General features: G+C 73.7%; 15 protein-coding genes. 7 read left to right on the top strand and 8 right to left on the bottom strand.

Features of this window, described 5'->3' with window-relative positions; translation table 11 throughout:
* The first annotated feature begins 106 nt into the window (after positions 1 to 106).
* Positions 107 to 1,204 (top strand): DNA polymerase III subunit beta family protein, encoded by a 1,098-nt coding sequence (locus ACWD3E_RS11635; RefSeq protein WP_451387352.1) that lies wholly within the window; start codon positions 107 to 109, stop codon positions 1,202 to 1,204.
* Positions 1,205 to 1,238: 34 nt separating this feature from the next.
* Here the strand turns inward: ACWD3E_RS11635 and ACWD3E_RS11630 are convergent, their stop codons facing one another.
* From ACWD3E_RS11630 to ACWD3E_RS11620, 3 genes are read right to left on the bottom strand one after another with little or no spacing between them, the layout of a single operon-like run.
* Positions 1,239 to 2,108 (bottom strand): phosphatase PAP2 family protein, encoded by an 870-nt coding sequence (locus tag ACWD3E_RS11630; protein WP_451387351.1) that lies wholly within the window; start codon positions 2,106 to 2,108, stop codon positions 1,239 to 1,241.
* Positions 2,105 to 2,989, bottom strand: a complete 885-nt coding sequence (locus ACWD3E_RS11625) for a polyphosphate polymerase domain-containing protein (protein WP_451387350.1) — start codon at positions 2,987 to 2,989, stop codon at positions 2,105 to 2,107. Before ACWD3E_RS11625 ends, ACWD3E_RS11630 begins: the two co-directional genes overlap by 4 nt.
* Positions 2,986 to 3,654, bottom strand: a complete 669-nt coding sequence (locus tag ACWD3E_RS11620) for a DUF4956 domain-containing protein (protein WP_451387349.1) — start codon at positions 3,652 to 3,654, stop codon at positions 2,986 to 2,988. The genes ACWD3E_RS11625 and ACWD3E_RS11620 overlap by 4 nt, the downstream gene beginning before the upstream one ends.
* A gap of 151 nt (positions 3,655 to 3,805) precedes the next feature.
* Between ACWD3E_RS11620 and ACWD3E_RS11615 the strand changes: the two genes are divergently transcribed.
* Positions 3,806 to 4,477: a response regulator transcription factor gene (locus tag ACWD3E_RS11615; protein ID WP_451387348.1), complete on the top strand. Its 672-nt coding sequence runs from the start codon at positions 3,806 to 3,808 to the stop codon at positions 4,475 to 4,477.
* Positions 4,474 to 5,847, top strand: coding sequence for an ATP-binding protein (locus ACWD3E_RS11610; protein WP_451387347.1), 1,374 nt, complete (start codon positions 4,474 to 4,476; stop codon positions 5,845 to 5,847). The genes ACWD3E_RS11615 and ACWD3E_RS11610 overlap by 4 nt, the downstream gene beginning before the upstream one ends.
* Before the next feature lie 115 nt (positions 5,848 to 5,962).
* Here the strand turns inward: ACWD3E_RS11610 and ACWD3E_RS11605 are convergent, their stop codons facing one another.
* Together ACWD3E_RS11605 and ACWD3E_RS11600 are read right to left on the bottom strand one after the other, a co-directional pair.
* Positions 5,963 to 7,111 carry an MFS transporter gene (locus ACWD3E_RS11605; protein WP_451387657.1) on the bottom strand — a complete coding sequence of 383 codons (1,149 nt, stop codon included), beginning with the start codon at positions 7,109 to 7,111 and terminating at the stop codon, positions 5,963 to 5,965.
* 67 nt (positions 7,112 to 7,178) lie between these two features.
* The gene (locus ACWD3E_RS11600; protein WP_451387346.1) at positions 7,179 to 8,015 is read right to left on the bottom strand and encodes an undecaprenyl-diphosphate phosphatase; all 837 of its coding nucleotides are present in this window, start codon (positions 8,013 to 8,015) and stop codon (positions 7,179 to 7,181) included.
* A 96-nt stretch (positions 8,016 to 8,111) separates the two neighbouring features.
* On the opposite strand from ACWD3E_RS11600, the gene ACWD3E_RS11595 reads away from it, so the two are divergent.
* Together ACWD3E_RS11595 and ACWD3E_RS11590 are read left to right on the top strand one after the other, a co-directional pair.
* Complete coding sequence (locus tag ACWD3E_RS11595) at positions 8,112 to 8,510, top strand: BlaI/MecI/CopY family transcriptional regulator (protein WP_451387345.1); 399 nt, start codon at positions 8,112 to 8,114, stop codon at positions 8,508 to 8,510.
* A 12-nt stretch (positions 8,511 to 8,522) separates the two neighbouring features.
* A complete protein-coding gene (locus ACWD3E_RS11590) occupies positions 8,523 to 9,500 on the top strand; it encodes a M56 family metallopeptidase (protein WP_451387344.1) in 978 nt (325 codons plus the stop codon).
* Positions 9,501 to 9,520: 20 nt separating this feature from the next.
* On the opposite strand, the gene ACWD3E_RS11585 is transcribed toward ACWD3E_RS11590, so the two are convergent.
* The 3 genes from ACWD3E_RS11585 to ACWD3E_RS11575 form a co-directional block, all read right to left on the bottom strand.
* Positions 9,521 to 10,294 carry a VOC family protein gene (locus ACWD3E_RS11585; RefSeq protein WP_451387343.1) on the bottom strand — a complete coding sequence of 258 codons (774 nt, stop codon included), beginning with the start codon at positions 10,292 to 10,294 and terminating at the stop codon, positions 9,521 to 9,523.
* Positions 10,295 to 10,425: 131 nt separating this feature from the next.
* Positions 10,426 to 15,345: a DNA repair ATPase gene (locus tag ACWD3E_RS11580; protein WP_451387342.1), complete on the bottom strand. Its 4,920-nt coding sequence runs from the start codon at positions 15,343 to 15,345 to the stop codon at positions 10,426 to 10,428.
* Positions 15,346 to 15,472: 127 nt separating this feature from the next.
* Positions 15,473 to 17,779, bottom strand: a complete 2,307-nt coding sequence (locus ACWD3E_RS11575; RefSeq protein WP_451387341.1) for a flotillin family protein — start codon at positions 17,777 to 17,779, stop codon at positions 15,473 to 15,475.
* Between the two features lie 325 nt (positions 17,780 to 18,104).
* On the opposite strand from ACWD3E_RS11575, the gene ACWD3E_RS11570 reads away from it, so the two are divergent.
* Positions 18,105 to 19,208, top strand: coding sequence for a PucR family transcriptional regulator (locus tag ACWD3E_RS11570; RefSeq protein ID WP_451387340.1), 1,104 nt, complete (start codon positions 18,105 to 18,107; stop codon positions 19,206 to 19,208).
* A gap of 75 nt (positions 19,209 to 19,283) precedes the next feature.
* Positions 19,284 to 20,267, top strand: a complete 984-nt coding sequence (locus ACWD3E_RS11565) for an NAD-dependent epimerase/dehydratase family protein (RefSeq protein ID WP_451387339.1) — start codon at positions 19,284 to 19,286, stop codon at positions 20,265 to 20,267.
* Positions 20,268 to 20,303: the final 36 nt, after the last annotated feature.

The raw sequence follows: 20,303 nt of genomic DNA, 5'->3' as shown, positions 1-20,303 counted from the left end.
CCCAAGATCTTGCCAGGGTGCAGGGCCTGTGCCCGGATGCCGTTCATATTGGAGTCGGCCGGCTGGAGTTGACCCTCGACTTGGTGGAGGGCTCAGGGTTCTGGGTGTGGAGAGCGAGATGCGCAGTATTGGTGAGATGGCCCGGGACAGTGGGCTGAGCGTGAGCGCCCTGCGGTTCTACGACGCTGCCGGCGTGCTGGTCCCGACTTGGGTGGATCCGGTGAGCGGCTACCGCTGGTACGGCCCCGAGCAGCTTGAAGAGGCCCGGTTGCTGGCCCGGCTGCGCCGGGCCGGCATGCCGTTGGCGGACATTCGGCTGGTGCTGGCCGGCTGGTCCAGTGAGGACACCGACCTGGTGCGGCAGCTGCTTCAGGCACATCTGCGTCGTCTTGAACTGGGGCTGTCCGATGCCCGCATCGAGTTCTCCGCGGTCCGAGCGCTACTCGAATGCAGGGAGAATCCCATGACTTTGCTCCGCACCGCCGGCACCGCCCGGTTGGCTGTCTCCGCGCCTGCGCTGGCCGCGGCGTTGGACGCGGTCCGCTTCGCCGCCAGTACCGACCCGGAGCTGCCGATGCTCGGCGGTGTCCTGTTCGACATCGAGGGTGACACGCTCCATGTCGTGGCAACCGACCGGTACCGGATGGCAGTCGCACAAGCCGGTACCACCGGGCATGACGGGCCTCGTATCCAGGTCATCGTGCCGTCCCCGCTCGTAGACGCGATGCGGGCGCTGCTGAGTGACGACGCATCCGTCCAGCTCGCTGTGGACGGTGACCGCGTGGTCCTGGAGGCAGGGGACCGTCAGGCGGCCGGCCAGTGTCTCGATCACGACTTCCCTGATTACCGTCGCCTCATCCGCCTGCCGGCAGGGCACCGTGCCCTCGTCGATGTCCCGGCTTTCCGGGCGGCGGTGGAAAACGGCCCGGTCCGCGTCAGCGAGGTGCGCGAGCAGGACGGCGTGTCCTATGACCTCAGCGTGCTCAAGGTGGCGGGCGACGGCACGGTGTGCGTCTGCGAAGACGGTGACGACGGCCAGGGCAACATCGCCGTCAATCGCGAGTTCTTGCTGCATGCCCTCGCCGCCGGGGCCCGGGACCAGCTGATTCTGGAGGTCGGCGCCCCTACGGCGCCCCTGGCGATCCGCCGGACCGACGCCGAGGACACCTTTTCGATTCTGATGCCTGTCCGTCTGGAAAACTGACTGGTCGGCTTCGGAAGGCGGCATCCACGACGGCTCAGTGCGCGGCGCTGTGGCCGTTCACCGCGAGTTCGTAGTCGCCGATCAGGTAGCCGAGGAGGCTGCCGGAGGTGAGGTCGGAGGTGACGTGGCCGGCCATGTAGAGGCGGGAGTAGAGGACCTCGTCCTGCATCCACGTGTACTCCGAGACGCGCTGCGGGGCGAGCGCGCTGAGGAAGGTGACGGCCGCGGCGGCGCGGGCGGCGTGCCGGGAGGGGTAGGAGTACGGACCCTTGGCACCGGGCTTGATGTGCTTCTCGGGGCGCAGGCTCGGGTCGAGCACGAAGGGCGCGGGCTGCTTGTCCTTGGCGGCCACCTGGTCGCTGATGGTCTTGGCCAGCTTCAGGGCCGCCTTCAGCTGGGCCTTCTCAGCCGTGCCCTGCGCGGCGGGGACCAGTTCGCGCTGGTCGTGCAGGTAGAGCTTCCAGATGTCCTTCTTGCCGTACAGCTCCAGCCAGCCGGCCGCCTTCTTCCCGGCGGCCGTACGGGACTTGGCGAGCTGCTGCACCTGACGGAGTTCGGCGGCGCGCTTCTTCGCGGTCGGCGGCGCGGGGATCTGCTGCGCGGCCCAGGCGGCGAAGGCCTTGTCGTCGCGGGTGGTGCCGTGCGCGGCCGTCCACTTGGCGAACAGGGCGTCGGCCTGCCCCCGCTGCGCGGCGGCCTCCTTGCCGATCGGCGCGATCTGGGCGGCGGTGAAGAGCTTCGGCGGCGGGTTCTGCTGGACCCGCTTCGTCGCCCCGGGCTTCTTCGCCGCGGTGGCGCTGCCTGCCGGTTCCGTCTGCGGGCGCAGCAGGCCGAAGGTGGCGGCGGCGACCGCGAGCAGCGCGATCACGGCGTAGGGCCATTTGATGTTGCGCAGGGCGTTCATGCGGCGGGGGTCCTTTCGCGGTGCGGTACGGCATACGCCTCGGTGGTGAAGTGCCTGCGGGCCAGGCGGCGTACGTCGTTGTCGGGCAGCCCGGGGGTGAGCAGCGACTGGCCGACGATGTACTTGCTCAGGGACACGGGCCGGCCGCCCAGGCTCAGCAGCAGCCGGTCGGCGGGGGCGGGCCTGGGGCCGCCCTTGGTCTCCACGAGCACGTGACCGGGGTCGAGGGCGGCGGTGCGGCCGGCGTGGTGGCAGGTGAGGTGGCCGTCGAGCGTGACGCGGGTGCCGTGGTCGAGGTCGGCGAGGGCGGCGCGGACGTAGCGGATCTCGGCGGCGGCGGACAGGGCGGCGGCGGTGTGGGGGATGCCCGCGGTGCGCAGGACGTCGTCGATGAACTCCTCTGCATGGGCGTCGAGTTGGCCGTAGGCGTGGGCGGGGGCCTTGAGGGCGTGCTTGACCGTCGCCCCGCGGCCGTCCTTCGTCTTCACCTCCACCCGGCACAGTCCGTCCTCCGCGTACAGGCGGGTGCGGACCTTCCAGCGGCGCCGCCGCCCCTGGACGTGCGCGTGCCAGGCGGCCAGCTCCGGGGTGTCGAAGTACGTGCTGAGGTAGCTCGTCGTACGGCGTCCCGCCAGGTCGAGGACCCGGTGGCTGTCGGCGAGGGCGGCCACGAAGGCGTGGGCGCGGTCGAGGGGCAGCAGGTACTTGCGGTCGGTGCGGTGCTGGAGGGCCGCGGCGGCGTCGACCTCGGCGAGCGTGGCACCGCGCAGCGCGGACAGGCCGAGCGCGGTGGAGAGGGCGGGGGCGGAGGGGAGACCGGGCGCGGAGGTGACGGCGAGGGCCGGTGCCGGGGTGGCCGTGAGGGCGGAGGCCGGGGTCATGCCACCGTCACCCGCTCGCGGGGCTCCGGCTCCCGGTCGGGGGTGATCATCGGCTCGGCCGGCGCTTCGGCGGGGTAGCGGGCGGAGACCCGGGTGGTCTCGCGGACGTAGTCGACCTCGTCCACGACGACCGAGAGCGGGGCCTGACCGAAGCGCAGGGCCACGTCCTGGGCGATCACCGCGGGGTCCGGGTAGATCCGGTCCAGGGTCAGCTTCACGATCCGCGTCGGCGGCTCGTACGAGCGGGGGTCGTCCACCAGCAGCACCGCCACCAGGACGACCGCGTTCAGGGCCACGACGAGCCAGTTGTCGCGGTGCGGGAGCCCGTTGCACAGGGCGATGACCAGCGTGACGAACGTGTAGGCGACGTCGCGCAGCGTGAACGCCGCGCTGCGCAGCCGGACCAGCGAGAGGATGCCGAAGAGGCCGAAGCCGACCCCGGCCGGGAACTTGCCCGCGCTGATCATGCTCATCGCGGCGAAGAGCCCGATGTTCAGCGCGGTCAGGACCAGCGGCATCGCCGGTGCGCTGGGGCGGCGCCGGTAGAGCCAGCCGACCAGGACGAGCAGGGCGACGACGTCGAGACTGCCGCGCGTGACGAGGGCCGACGGCGTGATGTGGGCGGTGATGCCCTTGGCGGCGAGCACCAGTACCGCTGTGTGCATGGCTGTCCCTTCCGTCACGGCATGGCGACGGCGGACCGGTCGCGGCCCGCGGAGCACCGCGACCTGAAGAAAGGTAGGGAAGTCACATGAACAGACCATGAAGGCTTCCGGCCGGGCCGTGGCGTGCGTCCGTCCGATTAGCCTCTCCGGTATGCACTGCCTGGTCGTCGACGACGAGACCCGCCTGACCGATCTTGTCGTCCGCTACCTGACCGAGTCCGGCCACACCGCCGAGGGCCGCTACGACGGGCCCTCCGGGCTCGCCGCCGCCCGTGACCCGCGCCTGGACGCCGTACTCCTGGACGTCATGCTGCCCGGCCTGGACGGGCTCGAGGTGTGCCGGACGCTGCGCGGTGAAGGCATCGACGTGCCCGTGATCCTGCTCACCGCCCGCGGTGCGATCAACGAGCGCGTGGCCGGGCTGGACGCCGGCGCCGACGACTACGTCGTGAAGCCGTTCGCCATGGAGGAGCTGCTGGCCCGGCTGCGGGCGATATCCCGGCGCCGCCCCGACCCGGCCGGCCGGCTCCAGGTCGGCGACCTGGTCCTGGACCCCGAGCAGCAGCGCGCCTGGCGGGCGGACACGGAGCTGGAGCTGTCCCGGCGCGAGTTCGCCGTCCTGCGCGTGCTGATGGAGAACGCGGGCCGGGTGGTGTCCCGGGTCCAGCTGCTGGAGGAGGTGTGGGACGGCGAGGTCGACCTGCGCAGCAACGCCATCGACGTGCACGTGTCCAAGGTGCGCGCGAAGGTGGACCGGGCGTTCGACCGTACGACGATCACGACCCTGCGGGGCCGCGGCTACCGCCTGGAGCCGACCCCGTGAGCCTGCTCCGCCGGCTGCCGGCCTGGGTCGGGCGGCTGACCGTGGTGACCCGGCTGGTGCTGGCGGTCGCCGTGACGATGTCGCTGGTGCTGGCGGGCGCGGCGGGGCTGGTGTACTGGCGGGTGCAGGCCGCGCTGGACGGCCGGCTCAACGGTGACCTGGCGACGTACCAGCGCAGTCTCGACCACGCCGTCCGCGCGGGCACCGCGCTGCCGCCCGGCCCCGACGGCAGCCTGCACCAGGTGCTCGACGCGCGGGGCCGGGTGCTGACGTCCAGCGCGGCCGTCGGCCACGAGACGCTGCTGGCCCCGGCGGAACTCGCCGCCGCCGCCAAGGGCGCGACCGTCCGGCGGGACATCGGCTCGCTGCTGCCCATCACGCCGGACACGCTGCGGCTCCAGGCGAAGCGGGTCACGGCCGCGGGGCAGCCGCGCGTCGTGGTCGTCGCCGTACGGCGCGGTCACCGCGACGAGGCGCTGCGCGAACTCCTCGCCCAGCTGGGTCTCGCCTCGGGCCTGACCCTGATCGCGGCCTCGTACGTCGGCTACCGCACCGCCCGCGCCGCCCTGCGCCCGGTCGAGCGCTACCGCGCAGGCGCGGCCACGCTGGCCGACGGCGCCCAGAAGCTGCGGCTGGACGTGCCCGCCGACCGCGACGACGAGATCACCCGCCTCGGGCACACCCTGAACCGCATGCTCGACCGGCTGGAGGCCGCCGCCGCCCGCGAGCACCGGTTCATCGCGGACGCCAGCCACGAGCTGCGCACCCCGCTGTCCCTGCTGCGGGCCGAACTCGACGTCGCCCTGCACCGCCCGCGCGGCGCCGAGGAGCTGACCGAGACCCTGCGCTCGGTGGACGCCGAGGTGCAGCGGCTGATCGACCTCTCCAACGCGCTGCTGGAGCTGGAGGAACTCGGCAGCACGGACCACGTGACCCGGGCGCCCGAGCCGCTCGCCGACCTGGTCGCCGCCGCCGTGGCCGCGCGGCGGCGCACCGCGGAGCAGGCCGGGCGCGCGCTGACCGCGGACGCCGCCCGTACGACGGTGGACGTCGACGCCCGCTGGCTGCGCCCGGCCATCGGCAACCTGGTCGACAACGCCCTGCGCCACGGCCGGGGGGCGGTCCGCCTCACGGCCACCGTCCAGGAGGGCCGGCTGAAACTGTCCGTCGCGGACGAGGGACCCGGCTTCCCGCCGCACTTCCTGCCCCGCGCCTTCGACCGCTTCGCCCGCGCCGAGACGAGCCGCACCGGCGAGGGTTCCGGCCTCGGTCTCGCCTTCGTCCACGCGGTGGCCACCGCCCACGGCGGCACCGCCTACGCCATGAACACCGGGCAGGGGGCGACCGTCACCCTCGACCTGCCGTGCTGAGGCCGGCCGGAGCCGGTCAGGACTCGGGCCAGAGGTCCACGCGCTGCTGCACCACGGACGCCCTACAGAGGCCGGCCCCGTCACCCTCGACCTGGCGTGCTGAACCGGGAGCCGGTCAGGGCCCGGGCTCGCGCGCGGCTGCGCGGCGACCCGTGAACGCGATCACCGCCCCCACCCCCACGACCACCCCGAGCACCCCGAACCCATAGTTGAGCGTGGCCGCGGAGGCCACCGCGGCGACCAGCAACGGACCGCCCGCGTCGCCCAGTTCGCGGCCGAGTTCGGCGGCGCCCATGGTCTGGCCGAGGCGTTCGGTGGGGGTGGCGGCGGCCAGGGCCGCGAAGCCGAGGGGGGTGATCAGGCCCGTGCCCGTGCCGATCACGGCGGCGCCGGTGAGGATGCCGGTCAGGCCCGGCAGCAGGGCGCATCCCAAGCCGGCAGCAGTCAGCGACAGGCCCGCCGCCAGGCCCGTACGGGTCGTGAGGCGCCCCTCGTCGAGCGCGCGCCCGGCGCGTGGCTGGACGACGGCGGCGCAGGCGGCGAGCACGGACACCGCGGCACCGGTGGTCACCGTGCCGAGCCCGGCCGCCCGGCCGGAGACGGGCAGGAAGCCCACGCCGACCGAGAGGGCGGCGGTCGCCGCGGCCAGCGCGGCGGTCGGGGCGAGGAAGGCCGGGTCGGCGAGGCGCCGGGCGAGGTCGAGGACCGTCTGCCGTGACTTCGGCAGCGGCGGTACGACCGGCACGGCCAGCGCCGCCCACGCGGCGACCGCCGCGCCGAGCACCGCCAGCACCGCGAACAGCAGCCGCAGTCCCTGGGCCCACACCAGGACCCCGCCGAGCAGCGGGCCGAGGGTGTAGCCGATCGACTTGTAGAAGCCGTAGCTGCCGAAGGCCCTGCCGTGCTTCGCGGCCGGGTTGAGCCGGGCCACCAGCGCGGACGCCGACGGGGAGAACGCGGAGGCCGCCGCGCCCTGGCCGAGCCGGGCGGCCCACAGCCAGCCGGGGCTGTCGGCGACGACGTACCCCGCGGACGCGGCGGCGAAGGCGACCAGGCCGCCGAGCAGCACGGGCCGGGCGCCGATCCGGTCGGCGAGGGTGCCGAACACCGGCTTGAGCAGCACCTCGGCGCCGTCGTACAGGGCGAGCAGGCCGCCCAGCACCATCAGGGAGGTGACCGCGTCCGCGGAGTGGCCGCCGAGGTTCGCGGCGATGCCGTGCGCGCCGAAGGCCGTGGTGAACCCGGCCGCGTACAGCGGCCACATCCGCCGGTCCCCGCCGACCTGGCGCGTCATGTCTGCTCCTCCTGGCCGACGGTCGGTCGCTGATACGTCAGGCGTTGAGTACACCCGTCGCCAGCAGCCCCAGCAGTCCCACGCCGATGACGATGCGGTAGATCACGAAGGAGTTGAAGGAGTGCTTGGCGACGAACTTCAGCAGCCAGGCGATGGAGGCGTAGGCGACGACGAAGGAGACCGCCGTGCCGACGGCCAGCGGCGCCGCGCCGACCCCGGCGCCCACGGCGTCCTTCAGCTCGTAGAGGCCGGCGCCCGTCAGGGCCGGGATGCCGAGGAAGAAGGAGAGGCGGGTGGCGGCGACGCGGTCCAGGTCCAGGATCAGCGCCGTCGACATGGTCGCGCCCGAGCGGGAGAAGCCGGGGAACAGCAGGGCCAGGATCTGCGAGCAGCCGACCAGCATCGCGTCCTTGAACGTCGTGTCGTCCTCGCCGCGCTTGTGCCGGCCCATCTGGTCGGCCGCCCACATCACCGCGGAACCGACGATCAGCGAGGCGGCGACGACCCAAAGCGAGGCCAGCGGGCCCTCGATCAGCGGCTTAGCGGCCAGACCCACGACGACGATCGGGATGGTGGCGTAGATGACCCACCAGGCGAACTTGTAGTCGTGGTGGTAGCGCTCCTCGCGGTCGGTCAGGCCGCGGAACCATGCGGAAACGATCCGCTTGATGTCCTTGAAGAAGTAGACCAGCACGGCGGCGATCGCGCCGACCTGGATGACCGCGGTGAACCCGACGACGGACTTGTCGTCGACCGGGATGTCCATGAGCCCCTCGGTGATCTTGAGGTGGCCGGTGGAGGACACCGGGAGGAACTCGGTCACCCCCTCGACGACTCCGAGGACGACGGCCTGACCGATGCTGATAGCGCTCATGGGCGGTTCCAATGGCTACACTCGGGAGAGAGCTTTTACACGGGCGTAAAAGTTCTACACGACTGTAGAAGACAGGGCGGGAGAACGACAAACCCCATGGGAGCCGGCACACACGAGCAGGGGTCGACGTGGTCGAAGCGGCCGAACGGCGCCCGCGAGACCCAGATCCTCGGCCTGCTGCAGGAGGCCGAGGGAGCGCTGACCCCGGGCGAGGTGGCCGAACGCCTCGGCGGCGAGCTGACGTACAGCAGCGTGGTCACCATCCTGACCCGCATGCACACCAAGGGCCTGCTCACCCGCGCCCCGCGCGGCCGGGCGTACGCCTACGCTCCCGTCACCGACGACGCCGGCTTCGCCGCCCGCCGCATGCGCACCGTGCTGGACGAGCGCCCCGACCGCGAGGCCGTGCTCGCGCGCTTCGCCGACACCCTGTCCGACGCGGACGCCGACCTGCTGCGCCAGCTGCTCGGCCCCGAGCCGGGCGCCGACGGGTAACGGGGCCGCGCGATGCACGTCGCCGTCTACATACCCCTGCTGCTCACGCTCCTCGCCCCGCTCGTCGCCCGCCCGCTCTCCGAACGCTGCGAGCCACGCCTGGCGACCTGGCTGCTCGCCGGCTCGTCCCTGATCCTCGGCACGGCGAGCACGGTCTCGCTCGGCATGCTCGCCGTCACCGGTCTGATCCGCATACCCCAGCTCGCCGCCCTCGGAGAGTGGTCGGCCGCCTCCGCACAGCGCGACGCCCCCGCCGAGCTGTCGGTCGCCCTCCTGGCCGGGCTGCTGCTGGGCGGCGCCGTCATCGCCGCCGCGCACCTGCTGTGGCGGCGCGCCCGCACCCTCGCCGCCGCCGCGCTGGACGCCGCCTGCATGCCCGCCCACGACGGCCTGGTCGTCGTCGAGGACGAGGCCCCCGACGCCTACGCGCTGCCCGGCCTGCCCGGCCGGATCGTCGTCTCCACCGGCATGCTGCACACCCTGGACGAGAGCGAGCACGACATCCTGCTCGCCCACGAGCGCGCCCATCTGGCCGCCCACCACTACGCGTTCGTCGCGCTCGCCCAGCTCGGCGCCGCCGCCAACCCGCTGCTGCGCCCGCTCGCCACCGCCGTCACCTACACGATCGAGCGCTGGGCCGACGAGAACGCCGCCAGCGCCACCGGCGACCGCCGCCGCGTCGCCCGCACCGTCGGCAAGGCCGCACTCGCCGCGCACCGCGCGCCCGCCCTCGCCCGCGCCGCCGCCGCGCTCGGCATCCGGGGCGGCACCGGCGGCCGTGGCCTCCTCGCCAGGCTCGGCCGCCGCGGTCCGCTGGCCTCGGCCGGGCCGGTCCCGCGCAGGGTCGCGGCCCTGCTCGCCCCGCCGCTGGGCCGCCGCCCGGCACTCACGGCCGCGACCGTGGCGATCTGCGCGGCGGCGACCATGGCCACGGTGCATGCCGCGCACGACCTCCATCTGCTGCTGGTGAACGTGGGCGCCTGGAAGTGAGGGCGTCGGGGCAATAGGCGTCAGCCCTGGCGCGGGTTCGGCTTCAGTACGGCGAACACCGCCTCCGCCGGGTCGGCCAGCCAGGCGATGCGCCCGACGTCGGGCACGTCCGCGGCCGGCATGATCACCGTGCCGCCGTTGTCCCGTACCTTCGCGACGACGGCGTCCGCGTCTGCCACGGCGAAGTACGGCACCCAGCTGGCCTCGTGCTGCGGGTCCTGGAGCGGGGCCACGCCGCCGAAGGAACCCTCCTGCTGGTCGCCCTCCTTGATGCTGAGGACCCGGTACGTCATCCCGGGCGCCGACATCTCCTGGGAGCGCCAGCCGAACAGCCCGGCGTAGAAGCGGATCGCCGCCTCCGGGTCGGCGGTGTGCAGTTCCACCCACACCAGCGCGTTGTCCTCGGAGGCCTTCTCCAGGCCCATCATGGCCTGCGCCACGGCGAACTTGGCGCCCTGCGGATCGGTGAACTGGGCCATCTTGCCCTCGCCCATGCTCATCGGCTCGACCCGCACCGTGCCCCCGCCGTCGGTCACGCCACGCGCGGTCGCGTCGGCGTCGTCGGTCCGGAAGTACGTCGTCCAGGCCGAGGCCGCTCCCTCCTCGGTCAGCCGTCCGAGGGCGGCGACGGTCTTCCCGTCCTTCTGGAAGAACCCGTAACCGCCCGCCTCGGGACCGAGGGAGACGTACTGCCACCCGAAGACGGCGCCGTAGAAGGAAGCGGCCCGGTCCGTGTCCGGGCTGCCCAGGTCGACCCAGACGGGCGAACCGTGACGGAATGCGGTGCCGAGCATGCGTTTCCTCCTGCTGATCCGACTGAGCCGATGCGGAGCCGCCCGCCACTATGCCGCCCTCCGGCTCCGGAATCAGGGATTCCACCCCGCCGCCCGGGGCGTGTCAGGCCGTGCAGGAGTCCCCCGGTTCGTCAGTGCTCCCTGCCCGTCGCCCTGGTGATGGCCGACTCCACGGCCGCCACCCGGTCCGCGAGCAGGCCCAGCGCCGCCACCGCACGCGTCAGGGGGTCGTCGCCGGGGCCGCCGAGGGTGCGGGCGCGGACGTCGGCGGTCTTCACCTCGGCCCAGCGGGCGGCCTGTTCGGGGGTGAGGGTGCCGCGCAGCTCGGCGAGTTTCAGCAGGTTGGCCTCGGCGCCCGTGGTGAGGGTCTGGGCCTCGGCCGTGTAGTGGTCGTGGACGACCGCCTCACGCTCGGTGTCGTTCATGACCGGGCGCAGCCGCTGGGCGATCTTGTTCATGTCGCGGTACGAGCCCTGGAGGCGGAACGGCGGCTCGGTGCGCGCCGCTTCGGACTGCGCGGCGGAGGCGATGTAGGCCGTGTTGACCGTGAGGACGGTGTCCCGGACCGCCAGCAGGTGCCGCAACACGGCGAGGATGCCGTCCAGTTCGGCCGGCGGGACCGGGTGGGCGAGCCGGTCGGCGCGGGCCGTGGGGTCGGCGGCGGCCAGCCGGGCCAGCAGCTCCAGGTCGGCGCGGTCGCGGGCGGCGAGCGGGGCGAGGACCGGGTTGGCGGTGAGCGCGTTCTCCACGAAGCTGAGCGCGAAGACGTCCTCCTTGCCGGTGAGCACGTCGCCCAGGTTCCACACGTCGGCCCGGTTGGCGAGCATGTCGGGAATGCGGAAGCGGGCGCCGGACTCGGTGTACGGGTTGCCGGCCATGCACACCGCGAACCGCTTGCCGCGCAGGTCGTAGCTGCGCGGCTCGCCGTCCCAGACGCCGTCGACGCGGCGGGTGGCGTCGCACAGCGGGATGAACTTCTGCAGCAGCTCGGGCGAGGTGTGCTGGATGTCGTCCAGGTAGAGCAGGGTGTTGTTGCCGGCCGCCAGCGCGAAGTTGATCTTCTCGACCTCGCGGCGGGCGGTGGCGTCCGGGGCGTCGGCCGGGTCCAGCGAGGTGACGTTGTGGCCCAGCGCCGGGCCGCTGATCTTGACGAGCATCAGGCCGAGCCGGTCGGCGACGTACTCCATGAGCGTCGTCTTGCCGTAGCCGGGCGGGGAGATCAGCAGGAGCAGACCGCCGGTGTCGGTGCGCCGGGTCGCGCCGGTGGTGCCGAGCTGGCGGGCCAGGCTGTCGCCGATCAGCGGCAGGTACACCTCGTCCACGAGCCGGCCCCGGACGAAGGCCGGCAGGACGCGGGGGCGGTGGTCGTCCAGGCGGAGGCGGTCGCGTTCGGCGGCCACCAGGGCGGTGCGGCGGCGCTGGTAGGCGCGGAAGGCGGGGACGTCGTCGGCGGCGAACCGGGCGGTGCGGGCGAGGAACTCGTCCAGGCGCAGCGGCAGCCGGCCGCCGCTCAGCCGGGGATGGGTGCCGAGCAGGCCCTCGACGGTCACGGTCAGCGGGGCGTCGCCGTCGTAGCGGGGCAGGCCGGGGCACAGCTCGGCGGCGACCGCCTCGGCCAGCTCGCCGGGGCCCGTGTCACTGCCGGTGGACGTGGCGAAGGAGGTGAGCCAGGCCCGTACGACCTGCCTTCGCGCGGGCAGTTCGGTGAGCCCGGCCAGGTCCCGGGCGTACTCCGAACCGCCCACCGTGTGCCGGAACTTCTCCAGCAGGGTGCGCGCTCCGGCGCCCAGGACGAAGCCGCCCTGGCCACCGGTGGTCAGCTCGTCGAAGAGGTACGCGGCGGCGGCCTGCCCGAGTGACGGGTCGTCCCCGAGCGCCTGCTCGTCCCCGATGGCCTCCGCCAGCTCCGCCACCAGCTCGGTGAGGGCGTCCGAGGGGCCGAAAGCGTCCCGGGCCCGGGCCAGGGACACCGCGCGCCCGCGCCACGCCGTGCGGGACTCCTCGGTGGTGCCGTGCGCCCAGAACAGCTGGGCGGCGGCACGTGCGGCGGGCTCGTGGCGCAGGGTGCCCGCGCCGTCGTACAGGGGCAGCAGGGCGGTGAGGATCGCGGTGGTGTCGTGGTCGTGGACCCCGCGCTCGTAGCCCTCGTCGTACGCCTCCTGCGCCGCACGCCGGACCAGGTCGGACAGGTCGGCGGCGGCCAGGGCGGCCGGGCCGTGCTCGCGCAGCAGGCGGGCGGCGAGGTGTTCGGCGCGGTAGACCTCGGCCGACTCGGAGGGCAGGTGGCGGTCCCAGTGCGGGCGGGTCGCGGCGAAACCGGGGTCGGTGACCGGGCCGCGGTAGTCGGTGCCGGTGACGGCGAAGGCGAGGCCCTCGCCGTGCGGGACGAGGGTGAGGTCGAGCGGCTGGGTGTTGACGGCGAAGCGGTGCCCGCCGAGCAGCAGGGTGCGGCCGTCGTCGGCGTACAGGTCGCTGCGGTCGCGCAGGGCGCGGGCGGCCTCCTGGCGGGCGGCCTTGAGGCGGCCGTCGAGTTCCTCGGCGCGCACGCTGTCGCCGAGGGCGCGCAGCTCGTCGGCGGTGCGGCGGACCTTGGCGACCATCGGGTCGGAGGCGAAGTAGGTGGTGACCGCGTCGGCGTCGGCGAGCGCGGCCGCCCGGCGGGTGACCGACTCCAGGACGCGCGCGGCGGAGGCGGCGAGCTGTTCGGCGCGGCGGGCGCGGGCGTCGGCGAGTGACTGCTTGCGGGCGGCGAACGCCTCGTAGATCTCGGTGCGCCGGTCCGCGAGCTCGGCGAGGAAGCCGTCGAACTCGGCGAACCGGGCGTCCAGGTCCTCCAACCGGGCGAGCACGGCGGCCAGTTGGTCGTCGCAGGCCTCGGGTGTGGCGCTCTGGGCGAGCGCGGCGGTGACGGCCTGGGCGAGCAGGGCCGTCTCGGCGGCGAACTCGGCGCGGCCCTCGTGGTCGAGGAGGGTGCGGCGGCGGGCGTCGAGGGTGGCGCGGGCCCGGTTGACGCCGCCGAGCACCTCGGCGATGCGCTCCAGGACGGCGGTGCGGACGGTGGCGTCGGCGATGTCCAGGCCGGTGACGACGCCGGTGACCGTGCGCAGCCCGTCGGCGAGGTCGTCCAGCCGGGCGGCGACGGGCGCGGCTTCGGCCACCGTCGCGATGGCCTCGGCGTCGGCGACCAGGCCCTCGACGTCCGCCTGCTGGGCGGCGAAGGCGTCCTCGCGGGCGAGGAAGGCGACCGCGCGCCTCCCGAACCCGGCGAGGTCGGCCTCCGCCTCGGCGGCCAGCTCGTCCACCCGGGCGGTGTCGGCGTACCGCAGTTCCTTGACGGTGAGCAAGTGTCCGTGCGCGTGCCGGAGTTCGGTGAGTCCGCGCACCCAGGCGGCGGCCTCGCGCGGGGCCTCGCCGCGCAGCCGGCGCACCACGGCGGCGATCCGCTCGGCGGCCTCCTCCAGCGCTTCGGCGGCCTGCCGGGTCAGGGCCCGCACGGTCTCGAACTCGGCCAGCACCTGCTCGGCGGTCTCCCGGACCGCGTCCAACGGCTCGCGCAGGGCGCCCAGTTCGGGATCGTCCAGCCAGTGATGGCTGTCGACGGCACGGACGCAGTCGGCGACCAGTGCCCGGTAGCCCTCGGCGGTCCCGATGCCCTCGGTGACCGTCCGGGCGATGGACAGGCAGTCGGCGAGTCCGCGCACGAGGTCCGCGTTGCCGACCCGGGCCAGCGCGCCGGTACCGGTGCGCAGGGCGGCGGCGTGGGTGTCGGAGACGTACGGCGAGGTCCACCACTGGAGCGGGTGCGCGTGCGCGGGCTCGTCGGAGCCGGCGCGCAGCACCGCGAGGGTGCCGTCCCCGAACAGGGCCCAGCCCCGCCCGGACAGCGGGGTGGCGACCTCCTTGCGCAGGGTGTTGTAGGACAGCAGCAAAGTGCGGCCGGCCGTGCGGGAGCGGAACGCGTAGAGCATGTCCTCCCCGTTCGGGGAACGCACCTCGCGCTCGAACTCCAGCCCATTGACGTCGAGTTCGTACGTCTTGTGGGCACCGGTGGCCAGGCAGGAGCCGCCGGGGAAGACGATGCCCTGGTCCTCGGGCAGCCGCCGGCAGCCCTGTCCGATGCCGTCGAGCCGGACCACCGTGCGGGTCAGGGTGCTGAACACCAGGTACCGGTCGGCGTCCTCCTTGTACGGCCGCACGCGCAGCAGCACCAGCGCGCCCACCCGCGCGTGCGCGACGGAGGCGTCGGCGAGGGACTGGAGCGGCTCCTGGACGGGCTCGGCGTACAGCTCTTCCCCGTCCGCGGCGCGCACGGTGAGGGCACCGCCGACGGTCGCCACGCCCACCCCGCCGGGCACGGCCACGTACGGGTCCCGGCCGAGGACATGATCCTCGCGGCTGGTCTCGGTCCACTCGAAGTCGTGGGCGGGCGGGAAGACGTCGTCCCGGTCGCCGCGCGCGTCCAGGAACTCGGCGCGGCCGTCCTCGGTGAGGTTCCAGCGCAGGGCGCGGACGTCGTCGGCCTTCTCGCCGGTGCGGAACACCGCCAGCAGCCGGCCGTCCAGGCGCCGCAGGCGCAGCAGCCGGGCCTGCCGGTAGTAGCGGTGCAGGGCGGTGAACTCCCGCACGAAAGCGGGGTCGTCGAGCAGTCCCGGTACGGCGTTCTCGGGCAGCCGCTCGCCGTCGCGGCCGTAGAGCGCGAGGACGTCGCCCACGGCCACGTCACCGCTGGTGCCACTGGTGCCGCTGGTACCGCTCGTGCCGCTCGTGCCGCTCGTGCCGCTCGTGCCGCCGAAGAGGAGGGCGTCGCCGACGGCGGCCACGTCGACCGGCACACACGGGTGCGCGGTGCTCAGCCGCACGGTGGCCGCGAGGTCCAGCCGGACCGAGCCGAACTCCTCGGCACGGCGGGCGTTCAGCTCCTCGGCCCGCCGGGCCAGCCCGGCCGCCTGCGCGGCGAGCCGGTCGCGCAGCACCTCGTAGGTACCGGCGTCCACACCCGCACCGGCGCCGTCGGCCGCATCGTACGAGCCCGTCTCATAGACGGTTGCCATGACGGGTGCGTCTCCCTTCGGGGACTTGTGGAGGTGGTGACGTGGGGCGGGGCGGGCTTCCGCGGAGGCGGGACCACCGGCTCGTACGCCTGCGTCGTCCCGCCCCCTCCCGGTTGTGCCCTTGCCGTCAGCCCCGGCTGCTGCCGTTGAGCGCGCTCAGGGGCTTGTCGGCCAGGCCCAGTTCGCCGGCGCGGTCGAGGAGCTGCTGGAACTGGCCGGCGTCGGGTCCGCCGGACCGCATCAGCTTCATCAGCAGGGCCGAGACCGTGAGGTTCTGTACGTCGGCCGTGCCGAGGGAGCCGAGGACGCGGCTCAGGTCCTCGGTGAAGCTGCCCGAACCGTCCAGCCAGGGTTGCGCCAGCGCCTGTGCCGTACGGGAGTTGTCGACGAAGCCGTCCACGCCCTTGCCGAGCGAGATCGCCGAGACCAGGCGGTCGAAGAAGACGGACTCCCCGCCGACGATGTCGATGTCGGCGTTCTCCAGGCCGGTGGCGAGGACGGTCGCCTGCGCCTCGGCCACCTGCCGCTGCGTCTCCAGCCCGGCCAGCCGGATCTCCTTCTCCGCCTGGATCCGCAGCCGGTACTCCTCGTGCCCGCGCGAGGCGTCGTCGAGGGCGGCCATCGCGGCGGCCTTCACTGTCAGGCCCTCGGCCTCGGCCTTCAGCTTCTCGCCGATCGCGGTGGCCTCCGCGAGCGCCTTGGCCTTGGCGCCCTCCGCCTGGGCCGCGCCCATCGCCCTGGCGCCTTCGGCCTCCGCGAGCGCCTTGGCCCGCGCGCCTTCCGCCTCGGCCTTGAGTCGCGCCTCGGTGGCCTCCGCCGCCGCCCGCGCACCCTGGGCCTCCGCGAGACCCCTGGCCCGTGCGCCTTCGGCCTCGGCCTTCAGCCGGGCCGCGGTGGCCTCCGCCGCCGCCCGTGCACCTTCTGCCTCCGCGAGCCCCTTCGCCCGCGCCCCCTCGGCCTCGGCGAGCGCCTTGGCCTGGGTGCCCTCGGCCTCCGCACGCAGCCGTGCCTCGGTGGCCTCCGCCTCCGCACGGCCGGCCTTCACGGTGACCTCGGCCTCCTTGTCGCGGACCTGCACGGCGGCGAGACCCTCGGCGGCGGCCTCGGCCTGTATGCCCTCCGCGAGGCGCAGCTTGGCCCGGGCGTCGAGGTCGGCGGTCTTCATCCGGGCCTCGGCCAGCGTCAGTTCCTCCGCCGCCCGGTGCGTCGCGGCCTGTTCGGCGGCCTCGGCGGCCTTGATGTCCTTGACCAGCTTCTCCTGCGCCTCCGCCTCGGCGGCGATGACGAGGGCCTGCCGCTCGCGCTCGGCCTCCTCGACCAAGCGCAGCTTCTTGATGGACTCCTCCTGCTCGGCGACCGTACGGTCCACCGCCACCCGCTCCCGGATGACCTCGGCGATCTCCCGCTTCTCCGCCTCGACCTCCTTCTCGGCGGCGATCTTCGTCAGCTGGGTCTCCCGTTCCCGGGCGATGACCTCCAGCAGGCGGTCCTTCTCGATGCGCTCGTTCTCGACGGCGATGACCCGCTCGCGGTTCTTCGCGGCGACGGCGATCTCGCGGGCCTGGTTCTCGCGCTGCACCCCGAGGTGTTCCTCGGTGCGCAGGAAGGCGCCCTGGGCGCGCAGCCGTTCCTCCTCCACCACGCGGGCGGTCTCGGCCTCCTCGCGGGCGCGGGAGGTCTCGATCTCCCGCTTCTGCTTGATCTCCGCGTCCGCCTGCCGCCGCTCCAGCTCCAGGATGGCCTCGCGGGCGTCGACATCCTGGCGGGTGATCTCCATCTCCTCGTTGCGGCGGGCCTCGTTGGTGCGCACGTGCTCGACCGCCGTCAGCTCGGTGATCTTGCGGATGCCCTCGGCGTCGAGGACGTTGGCCGGGTCCATCTGGGAGAGCGGGGTCTGCTCCAGGTAGTCGATCGCCGCGTCCTCCAGGTGGTAGCCGTTGAGGTCGACGCCGATCAACTCGATGATGTGGTACCGCAGTTCCTCACGCTTGGTGTACAGGTCGGTGAAGTCCATCTGCTTGCCGACGGTCTTCAGCGCCTCGGAGAACTTCGCGTGGAACAGCTCCTGGAGCGTGTCCTGGTGGCTGGCGCGCTCGGTGCCGACGGACTGGGCGACCTTGATGACGTCCTGGACGGTCTTGTTGACCTTCACGAAGAACAGGATCCGGATGTCGGCGCGGATGTTGTCCCGGCAGATCAGCCCGTCCCGGCCGGAGCGGCTGATCTCGATCGTCTTCACCGAGATGTCCATGATCTCGGCGCGGTGCAGGATCGGCAGCACGACCTGCCCGGTGAAGGACACGTCCACCCGCCGCGTCTTCGACACGATCAGGGCCTGGCTCTGGTCGACCTTGCGGTACAGCCGGGAGAACGCGAACAGCGCGAGGAGCACGACGATCAGACATACGGCGATGAGCACGCCGAGGGCTTCCATGGCATACGTCCCTGTGCGTCAGACGATGAAGGCGGAGGGCCCCCCGTGGTTCCGGTGCGCGGGCACCTGCCGGTGACCGGCACCGGAACCCCCCGTAGTGCTCCCCCGCAGGTGATCGTGCATGAGGGCAGGACCCCCGTGCATTGCCGGTTTCCGGCAGTGTTCACTAGGGTTTTGATGCCGGAATCGCGCTAAAAAACCGTCAACGGAGCGTCAAGATCGAGACGGTGACGGGACTGCGACGCTACGGCGATGAAACGGGGACATGACGGGGGAGCGGGTTCCGCGCGACGGGGCCCGCAACGGGGACGGGGGACGGGACCGCGTGACGGAGCGTGAGACACGTGAGACGCGAGAAACACGGGAGACCCGGGAGGCGAGGGAGGCACCCGAGCGCTATCTGGACGGCTACGCGCGCACCCTGGCCGATGTCGCGGCCACCGGCCGCCGGCTGACCCGGGAGGAACTGCAGACCCGCCGCACCCTGGGCGAGCAGGCCGCCGACGCCGGGCACGGGCTGCGCGCCCTGGTCGTCGCCCACCTGGCCGCCGCCCGCGCCGCCTGGCCCGCCGCCCCCGGCACCGCCGACCACGCGCTGGCCGCCGTACAGCAGGCGATCGACGCGTTCGCCGAGGGCTACGAACGCGCCCAGCGGCTCGCCGTGCGCCGCGAGGAGGCCGCGCGCCGGGAGTTCATCGACGACCTGCTCTACGGCCGCAGCGACCTGGGCCGGCTCGCCGAACGCGCCGAACGGTTCGGCCTGAGGCTGTCCCAGGCGCACGCGGTCGCCGTCGTCGAAGGGCCGGCCGCCTACGCCGAGGGCGGCCCGGTGGCCCGGCAGGTGGAGCGGGCGGTGCTCGCCCGCTTCGACGCCCGCAGCATCCTGCTCACCACGAGAAACGGCCGGCTGCTGTGCATCGCGCCCGGCGACGAGGACGACGTTCTCACCCACTTCGCCAAGCAGGCGTACGCGGCCACCGGGGGCGGCCGGGTCGCGATCGGCCGCCCGCGGCCCGGCTCCGCCGGGGTCGTGCAGTCGTACGAAGAGGCCCTCGCCGCGCTGGAGATGGCCGACCGCCTCGGCCTGGACCAGCCGCTGCTGCGCGCCGCCGACCTGCTCATCTACCCGGTGCTGGCCCGCGACCGGCAGGCGATGGCCGACCTGGTCACACACGCCCTCGGCCCGCTGACCACCGCGCGAGGCGGGGCCCGGCCGCTGCTGGACACCCTCACCGCGTACTTCGACTCCGGCTGCGTGGCCGCCGAGGCCGCGCGGCGCCTCTCCCTCAGCGTGCGCGCGCTGACCTACCGCCTGGAGCGCATCCACAAGCTCACCGGCGCGGACCCGGCCGACCCGGCACACCGCTACATGCTCCAGACGGCCGTGATCGGCGCCCGCCTCCTGGACTGGCCCGACCGGCCGCTGTGAGCGGCTTCTTACGGAGCGGTGACGTACCGCCCGTCGCACCCTGCCGCGGGCGGGCCGCGCCCCTAGCGTGGCCGTATGCGAGTGCTGGTCACCGGCGGTGCCGGGTTCATCGGGTCCCATGTCGTCGACGCGCTGCGCGCCCGCGGGCACGAGGCGGTGGTGTACGACGTCCGGGACGATCCCGCCGCCGACGTGCGCGACCCGGCCGCCGTGGCCCGCGCGCTGCCCGGCGTGGACGCGGTCTGCCACCAGGCGGCCATGGTGGGCCTCGGCAACGGCGTCGCCGACGCCCCCGAGTACGTCTCCCGCAACGACCTGGGCACCGCCGTCCTGCTCGCCGCGATGGCCGAGGCGGGGGTACGGCGCCTGGTGCTGGCCGGGTCGATGGTGGTGTACGGCGAGGGGCGCTACGAGTGCCCCGCGCACGGCGCCGTACGCCCCGGCCCGCGCGCCGAGGCCGACCTGGCGGCAGGCCGCTTCGACCCCCACTGCCCTTCCTGTGGCGCGGAGTTGGCGCCGGGCCTGGTCGCCGAGGACGCCCCCGCCGATCCGCGCAACGTGTACGCGACAACCAAGCTCGCCCAGGAGCACCTGTCGGCCGCCTGGGCCCGCTGCACGAACGGTACGGCGATCTCCCTGCGCTACCACAACGTCTACGGCCCACGGATGCCCCGCGACACCCCCTACGCCGGCGTGGCCTCCTTCTTCCGCTCGGCCCTGGCCCGCGGCGAGTCCCCGCGCGTCTTCGAGGACGGCCGCCAGCGCCGGGACTTCGTCCACGTACGGGACGTGGCCGCGGCCAACGTGACGGCCCTGGAGGCGGGGCCCCGCCCGGGGACGCTCACGGCGTACAACACCGGCAGCGGAACACCCCACACGGTCGGCGACCTGGCCCACGCCCTGTCCGCCGCCTGCGGCGGCCCGGAGCCGGTGGTCACCGGCGAGTACCGCTTGGGCGACGTACGGCACATCACGGCGGACTCGTCCCGCCTGCGGGCGGAGCTGGGCTGGAAGCCGGAGGTGTCCTTCGCGGAGGGGATGCGGGAGTTCGCGGGCTAGGCTCTGTCGTCAAATTCCCGTCGTCCGCCCGAAGGG

The organism is Streptomyces sp. NPDC002676 (genome assembly GCF_053592455.1).
This window is presented reverse-complemented; position numbering and strand designations above follow the sequence as displayed.